General features: G+C 72.0%; 16 protein-coding genes. All 16 read right to left on the bottom strand.

The features are described from left to right. Nucleotides 1-438: 438 nt before the first annotated feature. The 16 genes from tyrS to AB4Z02_RS00080 all read right to left on the bottom strand — a co-directional run bounded on the left by tyrS (nucleotide 439) and on the right by AB4Z02_RS00080 (nucleotide 15,938). Nucleotides 439-1,719 carry a tyrosine--tRNA ligase gene (gene tyrS, locus AB4Z02_RS00005; protein WP_441968291.1) on the bottom strand — a complete coding sequence of 427 codons (1,281 nt, stop codon included), beginning with the start codon at nucleotides 1,717-1,719 and terminating at the stop codon, nucleotides 439-441. A 64-nt stretch (nucleotides 1,720-1,783) separates the two neighbouring features. Then, nucleotides 1,784-2,458, bottom strand: a complete 675-nt coding sequence (locus AB4Z02_RS00010) for a DNA-3-methyladenine glycosylase (protein ID WP_235531509.1) — start codon at nucleotides 2,456-2,458, stop codon at nucleotides 1,784-1,786. Next, nucleotides 2,422-3,174, bottom strand: coding sequence for a succinate dehydrogenase/fumarate reductase iron-sulfur subunit (locus AB4Z02_RS00015; protein ID WP_056884481.1), 753 nt, complete (start codon nucleotides 3,172-3,174; stop codon nucleotides 2,422-2,424). The genes AB4Z02_RS00010 and AB4Z02_RS00015 overlap by 37 nt, the downstream gene beginning before the upstream one ends. Further along, nucleotides 3,171-5,138, bottom strand: a complete 1,968-nt coding sequence (locus tag AB4Z02_RS00020; RefSeq protein WP_441968294.1) for a fumarate reductase/succinate dehydrogenase flavoprotein subunit — start codon at nucleotides 5,136-5,138, stop codon at nucleotides 3,171-3,173. Before AB4Z02_RS00020 ends, AB4Z02_RS00015 begins: the two co-directional genes overlap by 4 nt. Nucleotides 5,139-5,147: 9 nt before the next feature. Further along, entirely contained in the window at nucleotides 5,148-5,963 is an 816-nt protein-coding gene (locus tag AB4Z02_RS00025; protein ID WP_441968296.1) for a hypothetical protein, read from the bottom strand. Between the two features lies 1 nt (nucleotide 5,964). After that, nucleotides 5,965-6,255, bottom strand: coding sequence for a hypothetical protein (locus AB4Z02_RS00030; protein ID WP_056884484.1), 291 nt, complete (start codon nucleotides 6,253-6,255; stop codon nucleotides 5,965-5,967). A 148-nt stretch (nucleotides 6,256-6,403) separates the two neighbouring features. Next, entirely contained in the window at nucleotides 6,404-7,873 is a 1,470-nt protein-coding gene (gene argH, locus AB4Z02_RS00035) for an argininosuccinate lyase (RefSeq protein WP_441968298.1), read from the bottom strand. A 112-nt stretch (nucleotides 7,874-7,985) separates the two neighbouring features. After that, entirely contained in the window at nucleotides 7,986-8,480 is a 495-nt protein-coding gene (locus tag AB4Z02_RS00040; RefSeq protein WP_056884486.1) for a hypothetical protein, read from the bottom strand. After that, the gene (gene argF, locus AB4Z02_RS00045; protein WP_441968300.1) at nucleotides 8,477-9,412 is read right to left on the bottom strand and encodes an ornithine carbamoyltransferase; all 936 of its coding nucleotides are present in this window, start codon (nucleotides 9,410-9,412) and stop codon (nucleotides 8,477-8,479) included. Before argF ends, AB4Z02_RS00040 begins: the two co-directional genes overlap by 4 nt. Continuing rightward, nucleotides 9,409-10,611, bottom strand: coding sequence for an acetylornithine transaminase (locus tag AB4Z02_RS00050; RefSeq protein ID WP_441968638.1), 1,203 nt, complete (start codon nucleotides 10,609-10,611; stop codon nucleotides 9,409-9,411). Before AB4Z02_RS00050 ends, argF begins: the two co-directional genes overlap by 4 nt. Nucleotides 10,612-10,613: 2 nt before the next feature. Next, a complete protein-coding gene (argB, locus tag AB4Z02_RS00055; protein WP_441968302.1) occupies nucleotides 10,614-11,570 on the bottom strand; it encodes an acetylglutamate kinase in 957 nt (318 codons plus the stop codon). 8 nt (nucleotides 11,571-11,578) lie between these two features. Further along, complete coding sequence (gene argJ, locus AB4Z02_RS00060) at nucleotides 11,579-12,730, bottom strand: bifunctional glutamate N-acetyltransferase/amino-acid acetyltransferase ArgJ (protein WP_441968304.1); 1,152 nt, start codon at nucleotides 12,728-12,730, stop codon at nucleotides 11,579-11,581. Beyond that, nucleotides 12,727-13,137 carry an ACT domain-containing protein gene (locus AB4Z02_RS00065; RefSeq protein WP_235531510.1) on the bottom strand — a complete coding sequence of 137 codons (411 nt, stop codon included), beginning with the start codon at nucleotides 13,135-13,137 and terminating at the stop codon, nucleotides 12,727-12,729. The genes argJ and AB4Z02_RS00065 overlap by 4 nt, the downstream gene beginning before the upstream one ends. Next, a complete protein-coding gene (gene argC / locus AB4Z02_RS00070; RefSeq protein WP_441968306.1) occupies nucleotides 13,134-14,177 on the bottom strand; it encodes an N-acetyl-gamma-glutamyl-phosphate reductase in 1,044 nt (347 codons plus the stop codon). Before argC ends, AB4Z02_RS00065 begins: the two co-directional genes overlap by 4 nt. Nucleotides 14,178-14,284: 107 nt before the next feature. Further along, a complete protein-coding gene (locus AB4Z02_RS00075; RefSeq protein ID WP_441968308.1) occupies nucleotides 14,285-15,130 on the bottom strand; it encodes a class I SAM-dependent methyltransferase in 846 nt (281 codons plus the stop codon). Between the two features lie 91 nt (nucleotides 15,131-15,221). Continuing rightward, on the bottom strand, nucleotides 15,222-15,938 hold the full coding sequence (locus AB4Z02_RS00080) for an SDR family oxidoreductase (protein ID WP_441968310.1): 717 nt from the start codon (nucleotides 15,936-15,938) through the stop codon (nucleotides 15,222-15,224). Between the last annotated feature and the right edge of the window lie 32 nt (nucleotides 15,939-15,970).

The following is a 15,970-nucleotide window of genomic DNA, read 5'->3' on the forward strand; positions in this document are numbered from 1 at the left end:
AAATCACTAGCATTCAATGTTCAACCAAAGGATTTTCGTTCCAGAACACCAAACCACCAACCAGAAAGGCCAGCAGCCGGCACCCCAGAGACGAGGTAATTGGCATCGATTTTTGACACGCTGTTGAGTTCTCAAGGATCGGACGCACATCTTCGGCTCGCTTTCGTGCGAAGCCTCCGAGGCAACCTCTCAATCTTATGCTTTCCTGCGTCGTTTTCCCAAATCCGCTCTGCGGCGGGGAAAACCGTGGTGGAAAGCCCCCCACGCTCTTGCTGTGCGGCGCACCGAAGCGCGCCGGAGAAGAACTGTACTGCATGTGGGGTTCAGCCCCGGGACCGGCCTTCTTCGCGGTGGTGACCGCGGTGGTGTCCGTTCCTCCCTGTCGGGCTGACGTCGAGAACATTAGACGGGACTCGACGCGAAAGACAAATCCGCAGGTCAGCGGGCTGCGCCCTCTTCAGCCACCCTGCGCCCGGCCGCCAGGGACTTGCGCCCACGCCGCAGCAGGGCGACCGCCCCGTGCAGGAAGTCGTCCTCCTCGAGCACCCGCTCGGGGTCGGACAGCTTGACGTTGTTGAGCGAGGCCCCGCCGTCGCCGATCGCCCGGCGCGCGGCGTTGCGGGAGTCGACCAGGCCGACGGCGACGAGCGCATCGGTCACCGACATCCCGACGGACACCGCTCCCCCGGGCAGCTCCCCGGTGGCGTCGCCGAGGGTGCGGGCGTCCAGCGCGGTGACGTCACCCTTGCCGAACAGGGCCTCGGACGCCGCCTGGACCGCGGCCGTCGCCTCGGCACCGTGCACGAGCGTCGTCACGTCGGCGGCCAGCGCCTTCTGTGCCTCACGCAGGAACGGCTTCTCCTCCAGCGACTGCTCGAGCCGGGCGATGTCGTCGGCGCTGCGATCGGTGAAGACCTTGAGCAGCTTGACGACGGAGGCGTCCTCGACGTTGATCCAGTACTGGTACCAGGCGTACGGGCTGGTCATCTCGGCGTTGAGCCAGATGGCGTTGCCCTCGCTCTTGCCGAACTTGGTGCCCGACGCGTCGGTGATCAGCGGGGTCGTCAGCAGGTGCACCGACCTCCCCTCCACCCGGTGGATCAGGTCGGAACCGGCGGTGAGGTTGCCCCACTGGTCCTGCCCACCGGTCTGCAGCGTGCAGCCGTAGTCGCGGTAGAGCTGTAGGTAGTCCAGGCCTTGGAGGATCTGGTAGCTGAACTCGGTGTAGGAGATGCCCTCGTCGCTGTTCAGCCGCGCGGCGACAGCGTCCTTCTTGACCATCTGGTTCACCCGGAAGTGCTTGCCGATGTCGCGCAGGAAGTCCAGCGCCGACATCGGCGCCGTCCAGTCGAGGTTGTTGACCATGATGGCGGCGTTGTCGCCCTCGAAGTCGAGGAAGGGACGCACCTGCTCCTGGATGCCGGCGACCCACTGGGCCGTCTGCTCCTTGGTCTTCAGGACCCGCTCCGAGGACGGGCGCGGGTCGCCGATCAGTCCCGTGGAGCCACCCACGAGGCAGATGATGCGGTGGCCCGCTCGTTGCAGGTGCCGCATGACGACCAGCTGCACGAGGTTGCCGAAGTGCAGCGACGGAGCCGTGGGGTCGAAGCCGCAATACGCCGTGATCGGCCCGTCGGCGAGTGCCTGGCGCAGCGCGGACTCGTCGGTGGTCTGCGCCACCAGCCCTCGCCACTGCAGCTCGTCGAGGATGTCGCTCACGGTGTGGGTTCTCCTTGTCCGGTCGTCGTGCCTCGCGGGACCGCGCGCACGGGCACAGCCTGCCCTATGACGGTCCGCGCCGTGGACGGGGTTTCGCGGGCCGGTACACCGAGACGGTGGGCTCGTCGGCGAGCCAGAACCTCCACGGGTGCGCCAGGGCGTCGCCCCCGGCCCCTGCGACACCGACCCGCGGGCCGGTGTGCACCTCACCGGTCCCGGCTCCCGCCGCGGGGGCGTGGAACGCCACGACCGACCCTGGCACGCAGGCGTCGGCACCGGTGAGCGCGCCGTCGACGCCCAGCGTCGTGGCGAGCCGAGCCGGCCCGCGCGCCCAGTCGCGGCGGCGTACCCCCTCACGCCGCGCAGCGGCGACGTCCTCCCCCTCGACCACCTCGCCGGCCCGCAGCAGGACCGCGCTGGCGCTGCCCTCGGTGCCGCACACGACGTTGGCGCACCAGTGCATGCCGTAGGTGAAGTAGACGTAGAGGTGACCCGCGGGACCGAACATCACCTCGGTGCGCGGGGTGGGGCCGCGGAAGGCGTGCGACCCGGGGTCGGCCTGCCCCGCGTACGCCTCCACCTCGGTGAGCCGGATGCGCACACCGGCGTGGGAGACCGTGGCACCGAGCAGCTCCCGGGCGACGGTGAGGACGTCGCGGGCGAAGAACGACCGCGGCAGCCGTTCGCCGCGCAGGACCTCGCTCAGTCCTTGCGCCGGCGGATCTTGGAGCCGAGCCACACCACGGGATCGTAGTGACGGTCCACGACGCGCTCCTTCAGGGGGATCAGGGCGTTGTCGGTGATCTTGATGTGCTCGGGGCAGACCTCGGTGCAGCACTTGGTGATGTTGCAGTAGCCGAGGCCGTGCTGCTCACGCGCGGCCGGCCGCCGGTCAGCGGTGTCGAGCGGGTGCATGTCGAGCTCGGCGACCCGCATGAGGAACCGGGGCCCGGCGAAGGCCTGCTTGTTGTCCTCGTGGTCGCGCACCACGTGGCAGACGTCCTGGCACAGGAAGCACTCGATGCACTTGCGGAACTCCTGGCTGCGCTGCACGTCGACCTGCTGCATCCGGTAGTCGCCGGGCTGCAGGTCCTCCGGCGGCGTGAACGCCTGCACCTCACGGGCCTTCTGGTAGTTGAAGGACACGTCGGTGACAAGGTCGCGCTGCACGGGGAACGTGCGCAGCGGCGTCACCGTGATGGTCTGGCTCTCCTCGAAGGTGCTCATCCGCGTCATGCACAGCAGGCGCGGGCGGCCGTTGACCTCGGCGCTGCACGAGCCGCACTTGCCCGCCTTGCAGTTCCACCGGACCGCGAGGTCGGGGGCCTGCGTGGCCTGGAGCCGGTGGATGATGTCGAGGACGACCTCCCCCTCGTTGACCTCGACGGTGTAGTCCTGCAGGCCACCGCCGTCGGCGTCGCCACGCCACACCTTGAACCTCGCGTCGTAGCTCATGCCCCGCTCCCGTCGTCGCTCTGCTGCGCTGCACCCGGACCGTCGCGGCGGGCCAGCTCGCCCTCGGTGAGGTACTTGGCCAGCTCGGTGCGCTCGAAGAGCTCGAGCAGGTCCTGCCGGATCTCCGGCACCGGCTGGTGCCGCAGGGCGATCCCCCCGTCGCCCTCGAGGGTGCACACGAGGTTGACGCCACGCCACTTCGGGTCCATGCCCGGGAAGTCCTCGCGGGTGTGGCCGCCACGGGACTCGGTCCGCTCCAGGGCCGCCATCGCCACGCAGCGGCAGACGGCCAGCATGTTGCGCAGGTCGAGCGCGAGGTGCCACCCGGGGTTGAACGCGCGTCCCCCTTGCACACCAACGTTCTTCGCCCGCTCGTCCAGCTCGTCGAGCACCTCGAGGGCCTCGCGGACCTCGCCCTCCCGGCGGATGATCCCGACGAGGTCGTTCATCTTCTGCTGCATCTCGCTGTGCAGCGCGTACGGGTTCTCGTCCGCCTCGCGGTAGGGCGCCAGCGCCGTCTCCAGCGCGGCCAGGACGTCGGCCTCACTCGTCGACGGACGCGAGCCACCAAGCCCCGCAACGTATTCCGCGGCGCCAAGTCCCGCGCGTCGACCGAACACCAGCAGGTCCGACAGGCTGTTGCCACCCAGGCGGTTGGAGCCGTGCATGCCACCAGCCACCTCGCCCGCGGCGTAGAGCCCGGGCACCGCCGTGGCCGCCGTGTCGGCGTCGACCTCCACGCCACCCATGACGTAGTGGCACGTGGGCCCCACCTCCATCGGCTCGGCCGTGATGTCGACGTCGGCGAGCTCCTTGAACTGGTGGTGCATCGAGGGCAGCCGGCGGATGATCTCCTCGGCCGGCAGCCGCGTCGAGACGTCGAGGAAGACACCGCCGTGGGGTGATCCGCGACCCTCCTTCACCTCGCTGTTGATCGCCCGGGCGACCTCGTCCCGGGGCAGCAGCTCGGGCGGTCGCTTGTTGTTCTCCGGGTCCTCGTACCAGCGGTCGGCCTCCTCCTCGGAGTCGGCGTACTGGCCCCGGAACACGTCGGGGACGTAGTCGAACATGAAGCGCTTGCCGTCGGAGTTGCGCAGCACTCCCCCGTCGCCACGGACCGACTCGGTGACGAGGATCCCCTTGACCGAGGGGGGCCAGACCATGCCGGTGGGGTGGAACTGGATGAACTCCATGTTGATCAGGGCCGCGCCGGCGCGAAGGGCCAGGGCGTGGCCGTCGCCGGTGTACTCCCAGGAGTTGCTGGTGACCTTGAAGGACTTGCCGATCCCCCCGGTGGCCAGGACGATCGCCGGCGCCGAGAAGTGGACGAACCGTCCCGTCTCGCGCCAGTAGCCGAAGGCGCCCGACACCGCGCCCGAGGCGTCCTTGAGGATGTCGGTGACGGTGAGCTCGGCGAACACCCGCAGGCGGGACTCGTAGTCGCCGGTCTCGCGGCGGTCCTGCTGCTGCAGGCTGACGATCTTCTGCTGCAGGGTGCGGATCAGCTCCAGGCCGGTGCGGTCGCCGACGTGGGCCAGCCGCGGGTACTCGTGGCCGCCGAAGTTGCGCTGGCTGATGCGGCCGTCCTTGGTGCGGTCGAACAGCGCACCGTAGGTCTCGAGCTCCCACACCCGCTGCGGCGCCTCCTTGGCGTGCAGCTCGGCCATGCGCGGGTTGTTGAGGAACTTGCCGCCGCGCAGGGTGTCGCGGAAGTGGACCTGCCAGCTGTCCTTGGCGTTGGCGTTGCCCATCGACGCGGCGATGCCGCCCTCGGCCATCACCGTGTGCGCCTTGCCGAACAGGCTCTTGCAGATGACGGCGGTGCGCAGCCCCTGCTCGCGCGCCTCGATCGCCGCCCGCAGGCCGGCCCCACCCGCACCGATGACGATCACGTCGTACTCGTGCCGCTCGGGGCTCTCGGCGTCGAGGCCCTCGCGGCCCTGTGGACGTTCGGCGTCGGTCACACGCGCTCCCTAGTTGATGATCCGCAGGTCGGAGATCGTCCCGGCGGAGACCAGGGCGATGTAGGCGTCGGTGACGACGAGGCTGCCGAGGGTCACCCACGCGAACGTCATGTGCCGGGCGTTCAGCCTGCCCACCAGGCCCCACGCCTTGTAGCGCAGCGGGTGCTTGCTGAAGTGGTTGAGCCGGCCCCCGACGATGTTGCGGCAGGAGTGGCACCCGAGCGTGTAGCACCAGAGGAGGACGACGTTGGCGATCAGGATCAGCGTGCCGAGGCCGAGTCCGAAACCGCCGTCCTTGCCCCGGAAGGCGTGCAACACGTCGTAGGTGTTGATGAGGCTGATGAGCACCGCGGCGTAGAAGAAGTAGCGGTGGAGGTTCTGCATGATGAGCGGGAAGCGCGTCTCACCGGAGTAGTCGCGGTGCGCCTCCGGGACCGCGCAGGCCGGCGGGCTCATCCAGAACGAGCGGTAGTAGGCCTTGCGGTAGTAGTAGCAGGTCAGCCGGAACAGCAGCAGGAACGGCAGCGTCAGGGCCGCGAACGGGATCAGCGCCGGCCACTCACCGAACGGCGTCCCGAAGTGGGCGGACCCGGGCTCGCACGACGTGGACAGGCACGGCGAGTAGAAGGGCGTGAGGTAGCCGTAGTCGGCGACGAAGTAGTCCTTCTGGAGGCTGGCGCGGACCAGGCCGTAGAGCAGCCACGCGCTGAAGCAGACGAAGGTGACGAAGGGCTGCAGCCACCACCGGTCCTCACGGAGCGTGCGTGCAGCGATCCTGGCCCGGCCGGGGGCGTGGACGCCTCCGCTGAAGGGGGCGTTCGACACCTCAGCGGCCCCGGGACGGACCGACGCCCTCGTCCTCGGCGTCCGACCAGAGCGCCGGGTCGTAGTCCTCGTCGGGGATGAACACGATCTCGCCGGGGCCCCCGGCGCGGTCCTGGGAGCCGACACCGGCACCCCGGGCCACGAGGTCGACGTCGTCGGCGAGTCGGACGACGTCGTCGCGCAGCCGTTGGAGGTCGAGGGTGTTGCCGAGCTCCTTGGTGAGCGCGGTCACCGCCCGTCGGAGTCCGGCCACGTGACCCGCAGCTGCTGTGAGGTCGTCGCTGACACCCATGGCACCGTCCTTGTCGCGGAGGTCGAGGCGGGTCGACTGTGACCCACGTCACCGAACCTAGCGCGAAGGCAGCCCGAATTCGTGGCACTCCGCCGAACGCGTTTCTGGGGACCGCTGCTTCGGCCGGCTGTTTGGGCCGACCTCTCGGTCAGCGGACCGCGATGGGCGTCGCCGCCCAGGCGCGGGCCGAGGCGACCGCCTCGCGCACCCGCCCCAGCTGCTCGGCGACCCGGGCCGGTGCCGTGCCGCCCTTGGCGTCCCGTGAGGCGAGGGAACCCTCGACGCTGAGCACGTCGCGGACGCCGGGGGTCAGGTGCTCCGAGATGGCGGAAAGGTCCGCGTCCGTGAGGTCCCAGAGCTCGATACCCCGCTCCTCGCACTCGCGCACGCAGGCGCCGGCCACCTCGTGGGCGACGCGGAAAGGCACCCCCTCGCGCACGAGCCACTCGGCGACGTCGGTCGCGAGCGAGAACCCCTGCGGCGCTAGGGAGGCCAGCCGCTCGGTGTCGAACTCCATGGTCTCGACCATCCCGCTGAAGGCGGGCAGCAGGAGCTCGAGGGTGTCGACGGCGTCGAAGACCGGCTCCTTGTCCTCCTGGAGGTCGCGGTTGTAGGCCAGCGGCAGCGCCTTGAGCGTGGTCAGCAGACCCGCGAGGTCACCCACCAGCCGGCCGGCCTTGCCGCGCGCGAGCTCGGCCACGTCGGGGTTCTTCTTCTGCGGCATGATGCTCGACCCCGTGGAGTAGGCGTCGTCGAGCCTGACGAAGGAGAACTCCTTGGTCGCCCAGAGCACGACCTCCTCGGCCAGCCGGGAGACGTCGACCGCGGTCATCGCGGCGACGAAGGCCAGCTCGGCCACGAAGTCCCGCGACGCCGTGCCGTCGATCGAGTTCTCCACCGACGTCGTGAAGCCGAGGTCGGAGGCGACCGCCTCGGGGTCCAGGCCCAACGAGGAGCCGGCGAGCGCGCCCGAACCGTAGGGCGAGACCGCAGCCCGGACGTCCCAGTCCTGCAGGCGCTGGACGTCGCGCAGCAGCGCCCAGGCGTGGGCGAGCAGGTGGTGGCCGAGCAGGACGGGCTGGGCGTGCTGGAGGTGGGTGCGTCCGGGCATCGCGACCCCTTCGTGGCGTGCCGCCTGCGACACCAGGGCGTCGACGACGTCGAGCACCAGCGCCGCGACCACGCGGGCGTGGTCGCGCAGGTACATGCGGAAGAGCGTGGCGACCTGGTCGTTGCGGGACCGCCCGGCGCGCAGGCGGCCTCCCACGTCGGCCCCGGCACGCTCGATCAGGCCCCGCTCCAGGGCGGTGTGCACGTCCTCGTCGTCCTCGCCCGGCGCGAAGGCACCGGACTCGACGTCCGCGAGGAGCTGCGCCAGCCCCTCGAGCATCTCCGCGAGCGTGGCCTCGTCGAGCAGGCCGGCTGCGTGCAGCACCCGGGCGTGGGCGCGCGAGCCCGCGATGTCGTACGGCGCGAGCCTCCAGTCGAAGTGCGTGGACCGGCTCAGCGCCGCGAGCGCGTCCGCCGGCCCCCCGGCGAAGCGACCGCCCCACAGGCTGACCCGGGACTCGGACGGCGTCGTGCCGGGGTCGGGGGTGTGCTCGGTGACGGGGCTCACGGGTGCTCCTGGGTGGTGTGGCGGGAGGGGCGGGGTGGTGTCCTGGTGGGCGGCTGCTGGGGGGCGGCCGCCGGTGTACGGGGTGGTGCGCCGCGGGGGCGGGCGTCCCGCGTCAGTCACTGGCGAGCGCCAACAGGGTCGCCGCGGTGCTCCTGCTCGCCGGCGCACCGGTGGTGATCACCATGATGGTGTCGTCGCCGGCGATGGTGCCGAGCACCCCCGGCAGGGTGGTGTGGTCGAGCGCCGAGGCCAGGAAGCTCGCCGCCCCGGGGGGCGTGCGCAGGACCACGAGGTTGTGCGACGGCTCGGCCGTCACGAGCAGCTCCTCGCACACCCGTCGCAGCCGGGCACTCACCTCACCGCCGTCGGGGGCCGGGCGCGCGGTGCGGTCGCCGCCCTCTCCCGGCACGGCGTACACGAGCGCGCGCCCCGACCGCACCTTGACGGCGCCGAGGTCGAGCAGGTCGCGCGAGAGCGTGGCCTGGGTGACCTCGATGCCGTCCTGGGCGAGGAGGCCGAGCAGGTCGCCCTGCGAACGCACCTCGTGGCGGCCGAGCAGCTCGACGATGCGGCGCTGGCGACCGGTGCGGGTGGCGGCGATGGTCACGCGGGCCCCTCGAGGAGGAAGGACAGCAGGGCCTTCTGGGCGTGCAGCCGGTTCTCGGCCTCGTCCCAGACCACCGACTGCGGCCCGTCGATCACCGCGGAGACCACCTCGAAGCCCCGGTAGGCCGGGAGGCAGTGCAGGAACAGCGCGTCGGCGTCGGCGCCGGCCATCAGCTCCTCGGTCACGGCATAGGGGACGAAGGGGCTGTCGGCGCCCTGCCGGTCGCCCTTCTGCTCCTCCATGCCCATCGAGACCCAGGTGTCCGTGACGACCGCGTCGGCGCCGGCCACGGCCTGCGCCGCGTCGGCGTGCACGGTGGCCGACCCGCCCTGCTCGGCGGCGATCTCCTGCGCCCTGGCGAGGATCGCGGCGTCGGGCTGGTGGCTCGGCGGCGTGCCGATGCGCACGTGCATGCCGGCCAGGGCGCAGCCCAGCAGGTAGGAGTGCGCCATGTTGTTGGCCCCGTCGCCGACGTAGGCGAGCGTCAGGCCCTTCAGGCTGCCCTTGTGCTCGAGGACGGTGAGCAGGTCGGCGAGGATCTGGCAGGGGTGGAACTCGTCGGTGAGGGCGTTGACGACGGGGACACCGGCGTACCGGGCCATCTCCTCGATGCGGTCCTGGCCGTGGGTGCGCCACACGATCGCGGCCGACTGCGGGCCGAGGACGCGGGCGACGTCGGCGATGGACTCCCGGGTGCCGATCTGGGCGAGGTTGCCGTCGACGACCAGTGGGAGGCCGCCGAGCTGGCTGATGGCGCCGGCGAACGACACCTGCGTGCGCAGCGTGGGCTTGTCGAAGACCACCGAGACGGTCCGGGGACCCTCCAGGGGGCGGCGGGAGAACGGCGCCGCCTTGAGCTCCAGCGCGCGCTGCAGGACCAGGGTCTGCTCCTCGGCGGTCAGGTCGTCGTCGCGCAGGAAGTGGCGGGTCACGGGTTCTCCTCCGGGGCGGTGGCGGCGTCGAGCAGGGCAGGCAGGGCGGCGACGAACGTGTCGAGCTGGTCGAGGGTGACGACGAGCGGCGGGGCGAGCCGCAGCGCGTCGGGCGCGACGGGGTTGACGATGAACCCCGCGTCACGGGCGGCGGCAGCGAGTTGGGCGGCCACGGGCGCGGTGAAGGTGATCGCGCGGAGCAACCCACGGCCCCGCACCCCGGCGACGAGCGGGTGGCCCAGCGCCGTCACGGCCTCGACGAGGTGCTCCCCTGCCCGCGCGGCATGGCTGAGCAGCCCCTCGGCCTCGACGGTGTCGATGACGGCGAGCCCGGCCGCGGCCGCGAGCGGGTTGCCCCCGAAGGTGGAGCCGTGCTGGCCGGCGGTGAGCAGTCCGGAGACCGCGGGTCCGAACGTCACGAGCGCCCCGATCGGCACACCCCCGCCGAGCCCCTTGGCCACCGTGATGGCATCGGGCACCACGCCCGCCTGCTGGAACGCGAACCACGTGCCGGTGCGCCCGATACCCGTCTGGATCTCGTCCAGGACCAGCAGGGCACCCGCCGCCGAGGTGAGCTCCCGGGCCAGGCGCAGGTATGCAGCGTCCGCGTCGAGCACGCCCGCCTCGCCCTGGACGGGCTCGAGGACGACAGCACCGGTGTCCGGTCCCACGGCAGCGCGCAGGGCCTCCTCGTCGCCGTACGGGACGTGGGAGACGCCGGGCATGAGCGGGGCGAACGGCTCGCGGTAGGCCGCCTTGTGGGTGAGGGCCAGCGCCCCCGTGGTGCGCCCGTGGAAGGCGCCCTCCGCAGCGACGATGCCCGGACGGCCGGTGCGCCGGCTCAGCTTGATGGCGGCCTCGATGGCCTCGGCGCCCGAGTTGGCGAAGAAGACCCGGGAGCCCTCGGGGGTCTCGGCGATGCCGAGGAGCCGCTCGGCCAGGGCGATCTGGGCCGGTGAGGTGAACAGGTTGGAGATGTGGATGGCCTCGCCGGCCTGCTTGCTGACGGCACTGACCAGGGCCGGGTGGCCGTGGCCCAGGGCGTTGACGGCGATGCCGCCCACCAGGTCGAGGTAGCGGCGCCCGTCGACGTCCCAGACCCAGCACCCCTCGCCGTGGGACAGCACCAGCGGTGGGCGGCCGAACACGCCCAGGACCGAGTTCTCGTAGCGGGCGAGGAGCTCGTCGTTGTGGGTCACGGTCACCGGCCGCCTTCCGTCTCGCTGGGGTTGGGCTCGTCGGGGACGACCATGGTGCCGATGCCCTCGGAGGTGAAGACCTCCAGGAGCAGCGAGTGCGGCTGCCGGCCGTCGATGACGTGCGCTTGTGGCACGCTCTGGTCGACGGCGCGGATGCACGCCTCGAGCTTGGGGATCATGCCGGCGTCGACGCGGTCGAGCAGGTCCCGGGCCTCGCTGACGGGTAGCGACGACAGCAGCGAGTCCGGGTCGGGCCACGCGGCGTAGATGCCCTCGACGTCGGTGAGCATGACGAGCTTGTGCGCGCCCAGGGCCACCGCGAGTGCAGCAGCCGCGGTGTCGGCGTTGATGTTGAGCACCTGGCCGTCGACGTCGAGGTCCGGTGCGACGGTGGAGACCACGGGGATGCGCCCGGCGTCGAGGATGTCCTGGACCGCGCCGGGGTCGACGGTGACGACGTCGCCCACGAGCCCGAGGTCGACGTCCTCGCCGTCGACGACCGTGCCACGGCGTCGGGCGCCGAACAGCCCGGCGTCCTCTCCTGACAGCCCTACGGCGACGGGGCCGTGCTGGTTGAGGAGGCCGACGAGCTCACGACCGACCTGGCCGGTGAGCACCATGCGGACGACGTCCATCACCTCCGGGGTCGTCACCCGCAGGCCGGAGACGAACTCGCTGCGTAGCCCGAGGCGGTCGAGCATCGACGCGATCTGGGGGCCGCCACCGTGGACCACGACGGGGCGCAGGCCGGCGTAGCGCAGGAACGCCACGTCCTGGGCGAACGCGGCCTTCAGGGTGTCGTCAACCATGGCGTTGCCGCCGTACTTGACGACGACCAGAGCCCCGCGGAACCGCTCGAGCCACGGCAGGGCCTCGACCAGGGTCTGCGCCTTGCCCTGGGCGACGCGCAGGGCCGCGGCGCCGATGTGGCCGCGGATGGTGCTCGGGGACGGTGGCATGGCTTCCTTCAGCTCGAGTAGGCCGAGTTCTCGTGGACGTAGTCGTGGGTGAGGTCGTTGGTCCAGATGGTCGCGGCCTCGGTGCCGGCGTGCAGGTCGACGACGACGTGCACCTCGCGGGACGTGAGGTCGACCAGCGACCGGTCCTCGCCCACTCCCCCGGACCGGCACACCTGCACACCGTTCATGGAGACGTCCAGGGCGTGGGGGTCGAACTGCGCCGACGTCGTGCCGACCGCTGCGAGGACGCGGCCCCAGTTGGGGTCGTTGCCGAACACCGCGCACTTGAACAGGTTGTTGCGCGCGACCGCCCGGGCCACCTCGAGGGCGTCGGCCTCGCTGGCGGCGCCGACCACCTCGATGGCGATGTCGTGGTGGGCGCCCTCGGCGTCGGCGACGAGCTGTCGCGCGAGGTCGGCACAGACCTGCGTCACCGCGGCAGCCAGCTCGTCCGGGCCAGGGGCGACGCCCGAGGCGCCGGAGGCGAGCAGGAGGACGGTGTCGTTGGTCGACTGGCACCCGTCGGAGTCGACCCGGTCGAAGGTCGTCGCCGTGGCCTCCCGCAGGACGCCGTCGAGGACGCCCTCGCCGACCACTGCGTCGGTGGTGACGACCACGAGCATCGTGGCCAGCGCCGGTGCGAGCATGCCCGCGCCCTTGGCCATGCCGCCGACGGTCCAGCCGTCGCGGTGGGCGACGGCCTGCTTGTGGACCGTGTCGGTGGTGCGTATGGCGACCGCCGCCGCCTCCCCGCCGTCGGGGCCCAGCGCGCCGGCCGCTGCGTCGACGCCGGCCAGGACCTTGTCCATGGGCAACAGCTCGCCGATGAGGCCGGTGGAGCAGACGGCGACGTCGTGGGACGCCACACCCAGGACTTCGGCGACGCGCTCGGCGGTGGCATGGGTGTCGGCGAAGCCCTGGGGCCCGGTGCAGGCGTTGGCGCCCCCGGAGTTGAGGACGACCGCGTCGACCCGGCCGTCGAGGCAGGCCTGGCGCGACCACGTCACGGGCGCGGCCTCGACGCGGTTGCTCGTGAAGACGGCGGCAGCGTGGTGGTCCGGCCCGTCGTTGACAACCAGGGCCAGGTCTGGCGCGCCGGTGCTCTTGAGCCCGGCGGCCACCCCGGCGGCGCTGAACCCCTTGGCCGCGGTGACGCTCATGACGCACCTCCGGTCAGCCGCGCCGGGGCGACGGTGTTGCCGCCCCGCCGCCAGGTGTCGGCCGCGTCGTCGGCGCGCTCGCTGTCGACGAGGATCCAGTCGGTGTCGTAGGTCGACAGCGCCAGGATGCTGATCCCCTTGCGCGCCAACGGTTCCAGCAACCCGGAGAGCACACCCACCATGGTGAAGTCGAGCGGCCCGGCGATCTCGAACGCCGTGAGCGGGCCCTGGCGGCGCACGCCGTCGGGCAGCGTGTCGAAGGCGGCGACGAGCGAGGTCTCGCTGTCGGTGTAGGTGATGGAGGCCAGGGGGCCGGTGCGCCAGTCCCACGTCGGCTCTTCCCCTGCCGGCAGGCGCACGAACGCGACGTCCTGGTCGTGCCTCATCAGGTGCAGCGGCAGGCTCACGGCGCCACCCCCGCCACGGGCAGGCCGGTCGTCTCGGGCAGCCCCAGCACGAGGTTCATGCACTGCACCGCCGCGCCCGCCGTGCCCTTGGTGAGGTTGTCGACCGCGGCCACGACCACGACCCTGCCGACGCGCTCGTCGACGGTGACCTGGAGGTGCACGAGGTTGCTGCCGAGGACGCTGCCCGTGGACGGCCACGTCCCCTGCGGCAGCAGGTGGACGAACGGCTCGTCGGCATACGCGTCCTCCCAGGCCGCGCGGACGGCGGTGGGGTCCACGCCCTCCGCGAGCGGCGCGGTACAGGTCGCGAGGATGCCCCGGGGCATCGGCGCGAGCGTCGGGGTGAAGGACACCGCGACCGGCTCCCCCGCGGCGGCGGTGAGGTTCTGCTCGATCTCGGGGGTGTGCCGGTGGGTGCCGCCGACGCCGTACGGCGACATGGCACCCATGACCTCCGCCCCGAGCAGGTGGGGCTTGAGCGCCTTGCCCGCCCCGGAGGTGCCGGAGGCGGCGACGACGACCACGCCGTCCCTGCCGAGCAGGCCGGCCGCGAAGCCGGGGGCCAGGGCGAGGGACACGGCGGTCGGGTAGCAGCCGGGCACCGCGACCCTGGTCTGGCCCTGGATCGCCGTGCGCTGCCGGCCGCCGCCACCGACGGGCAGCTCGGGCAGGCCGTAGGCCCAGGTGCCGGCGTGGGGGGTGTCGTAGAAGGCCTCCCAGGCGGTCGCGTCACGCAGCCGGAAGTCCGCGCCGCAGTCGACGACCACGACCTGGTCGTCGAGCTCGGCGGCCAGCGCGCCCGAGTGGCCGTGGGGCAGGGCGAGGAACACGACGTCGTGCCCGGCCAGGGTCTGCGGCGTCGTCTCCCCGAGCACGCGCGACGCCAGCGGGGTCAGGTGCGGGTGCACCGCGCCGAGCAGCTGCCCGGCGCTCGAGGCCGCGGTGACGGCACCGATCTCGACGTCCGGGTGGGCCAGGAGCAGCCGGAGGACCTCCCCGCCCGCGTAGCCACTCGCACCCGCCACTGCCACTCGCACCATGACGCATGACTATACACGGCACGACAAAAGTATTCAGCGGGGGGCCGGTGGCGGCCCGCGACGCCCGCGACGCCCGCGACGCCCGCGGCGTCCGCGGCGTCCGCGGCTCAGCCCGGGTCGAGGTGACGGGCGGCCCAGCGCCGGCCACGCCGTACGAACCGCCTGACCTGGGGCCCGAGCGCCGAGGCCTGCCCCGCCTGCGCCGCTCGGGCGCGCCGGGCCGCCTCCGCGTCGGTGAGCCGGACGAACTGGGCCATCTTCTGGTGCGCGGGGTGCCCCCACTCGCCGATGTAGCGGTACTCCCAGGGACCGAACGACGCAGCCCACGCGAGGTCGTCGCGGTAGTACCAGAAGACGTTCTTCTCCGTGAAGAACGGCTTGCCCTTCTTGGACGGGATGACCGTGTCCACGGGGGTCGTGGCGGGACGCTCGAAGAAGGTCGCGTAGAACGACCCACCGGGCCGGACCACCTTGGCGGTCCGGTGCAGGCAGAGCCTGATGTGGTTGAGCGAGACGTGCGTGAAGACCGACTGGGCCATGGCGACGTCGACGAGCACCCCGAAGTCGCCGTCGAAGCGGTCGTTGGCGCGCAGGTTCGTCACGGGCAGGCGGTCGCGCTGGGCGTCCGAGAGCTCGACGTCGTAGCCGGCCTGGATGAGGGAGCGGTTGGCGTCGATGCCGTAGTAGTGGCCCGGCTCCAGGTAGTCGACGAAGTGCCGCCCGGCCCGGAACGGCCCGCACCCGATGTCCAGCACCCGGTGGTGCGGCTGGAGCCCACGCCCCACCTGGTAGTCCAGCTGGCGCTGGCCGTGGCTGTCCCAGACCCCGCCGATGAAGTCCCGGTGCGCCCCTGCCTCGACCTCCTCAGGGCTGAACTCACGTCCCGAGTAGTCAGGCTGCTCCCCGGCAGCCTCCACCCGGTGCTCCACCGTCGGTCGCGTCGTCCCCGTCACCGTGTCCCCTCCCGTTGGTCCGGCCACGGTAGCGGTTGCCCACCGCCGAGGTACACCATCGCCCGGTCCTCTCGGTGGAGGCGCACGTCATCTACCCGAGGGGGTCGTCGTCGCCCCACGGCATCAGCGTGATGGTGCGGTCCACGTCGTCCAGGCCGCCCGCGGCCCGGTCGTGCAGCGAGGCGGGCGTGTCCACACCGGCGCGCACCATACGACCCGCCCAGACGTCGAGCTCGCCGGAGGCCAGTGCCAGAGCCAACGCGGTCACCTCACCCGGGTCGGTCCACTCGGTGCGGTCCTCGTGCGCGGTCATCGCCTCGGTCATGTCGGTCCTGACCACCCCGGGGGCGAGGTCGAAGGCCAGGACGCCGCGCCCCTCGCCGGCGAGCTGCGTGGAACCGGTGACGCGGGCGAGCGCCGTCTTGCTCGCGTTGTAGGCCGACGCGACGGCACCCGGACGGACGCCGGCGCCGCTGTTGAGGTTGAGCACGCGGCCCGAGCCGGCGGCGAGCATGTGCGGCAGCACGGCCCGGGTCACGAGGAACGGACCGAGGACGTTGACCTCCATCGTGCGCCACCACTCGTCGGGGTCGGCCTCGTGGATGGGGACCTCGGTGTCGATCACGCCGGCGTTGTTGACGAGGACGTCGACTCGGCCGCGGCGGTCCACCACGTCGGCCACCCATCGGTCGACGGCGGCGCGGTCGGTCACGTCGGCGACCGCGCTGGAGCCGCGCTCGACGACGTACCCGGCCTGCTCGAACGCGTCGGCCAGGTGCATGCCGATGCCGCGCGAGGCCCCAGTCACGACTGCAACAGGGCGCGCCTCTGCCGGACCTG

Origin of the sequence: Pedococcus sp. 2YAF34, from assembly GCF_052114585.1 — a bacterium.
In the GTDB taxonomy this organism is placed as follows: Bacteria; Actinomycetota; Actinomycetes; order Actinomycetales; family Dermatophilaceae; genus Pedococcus.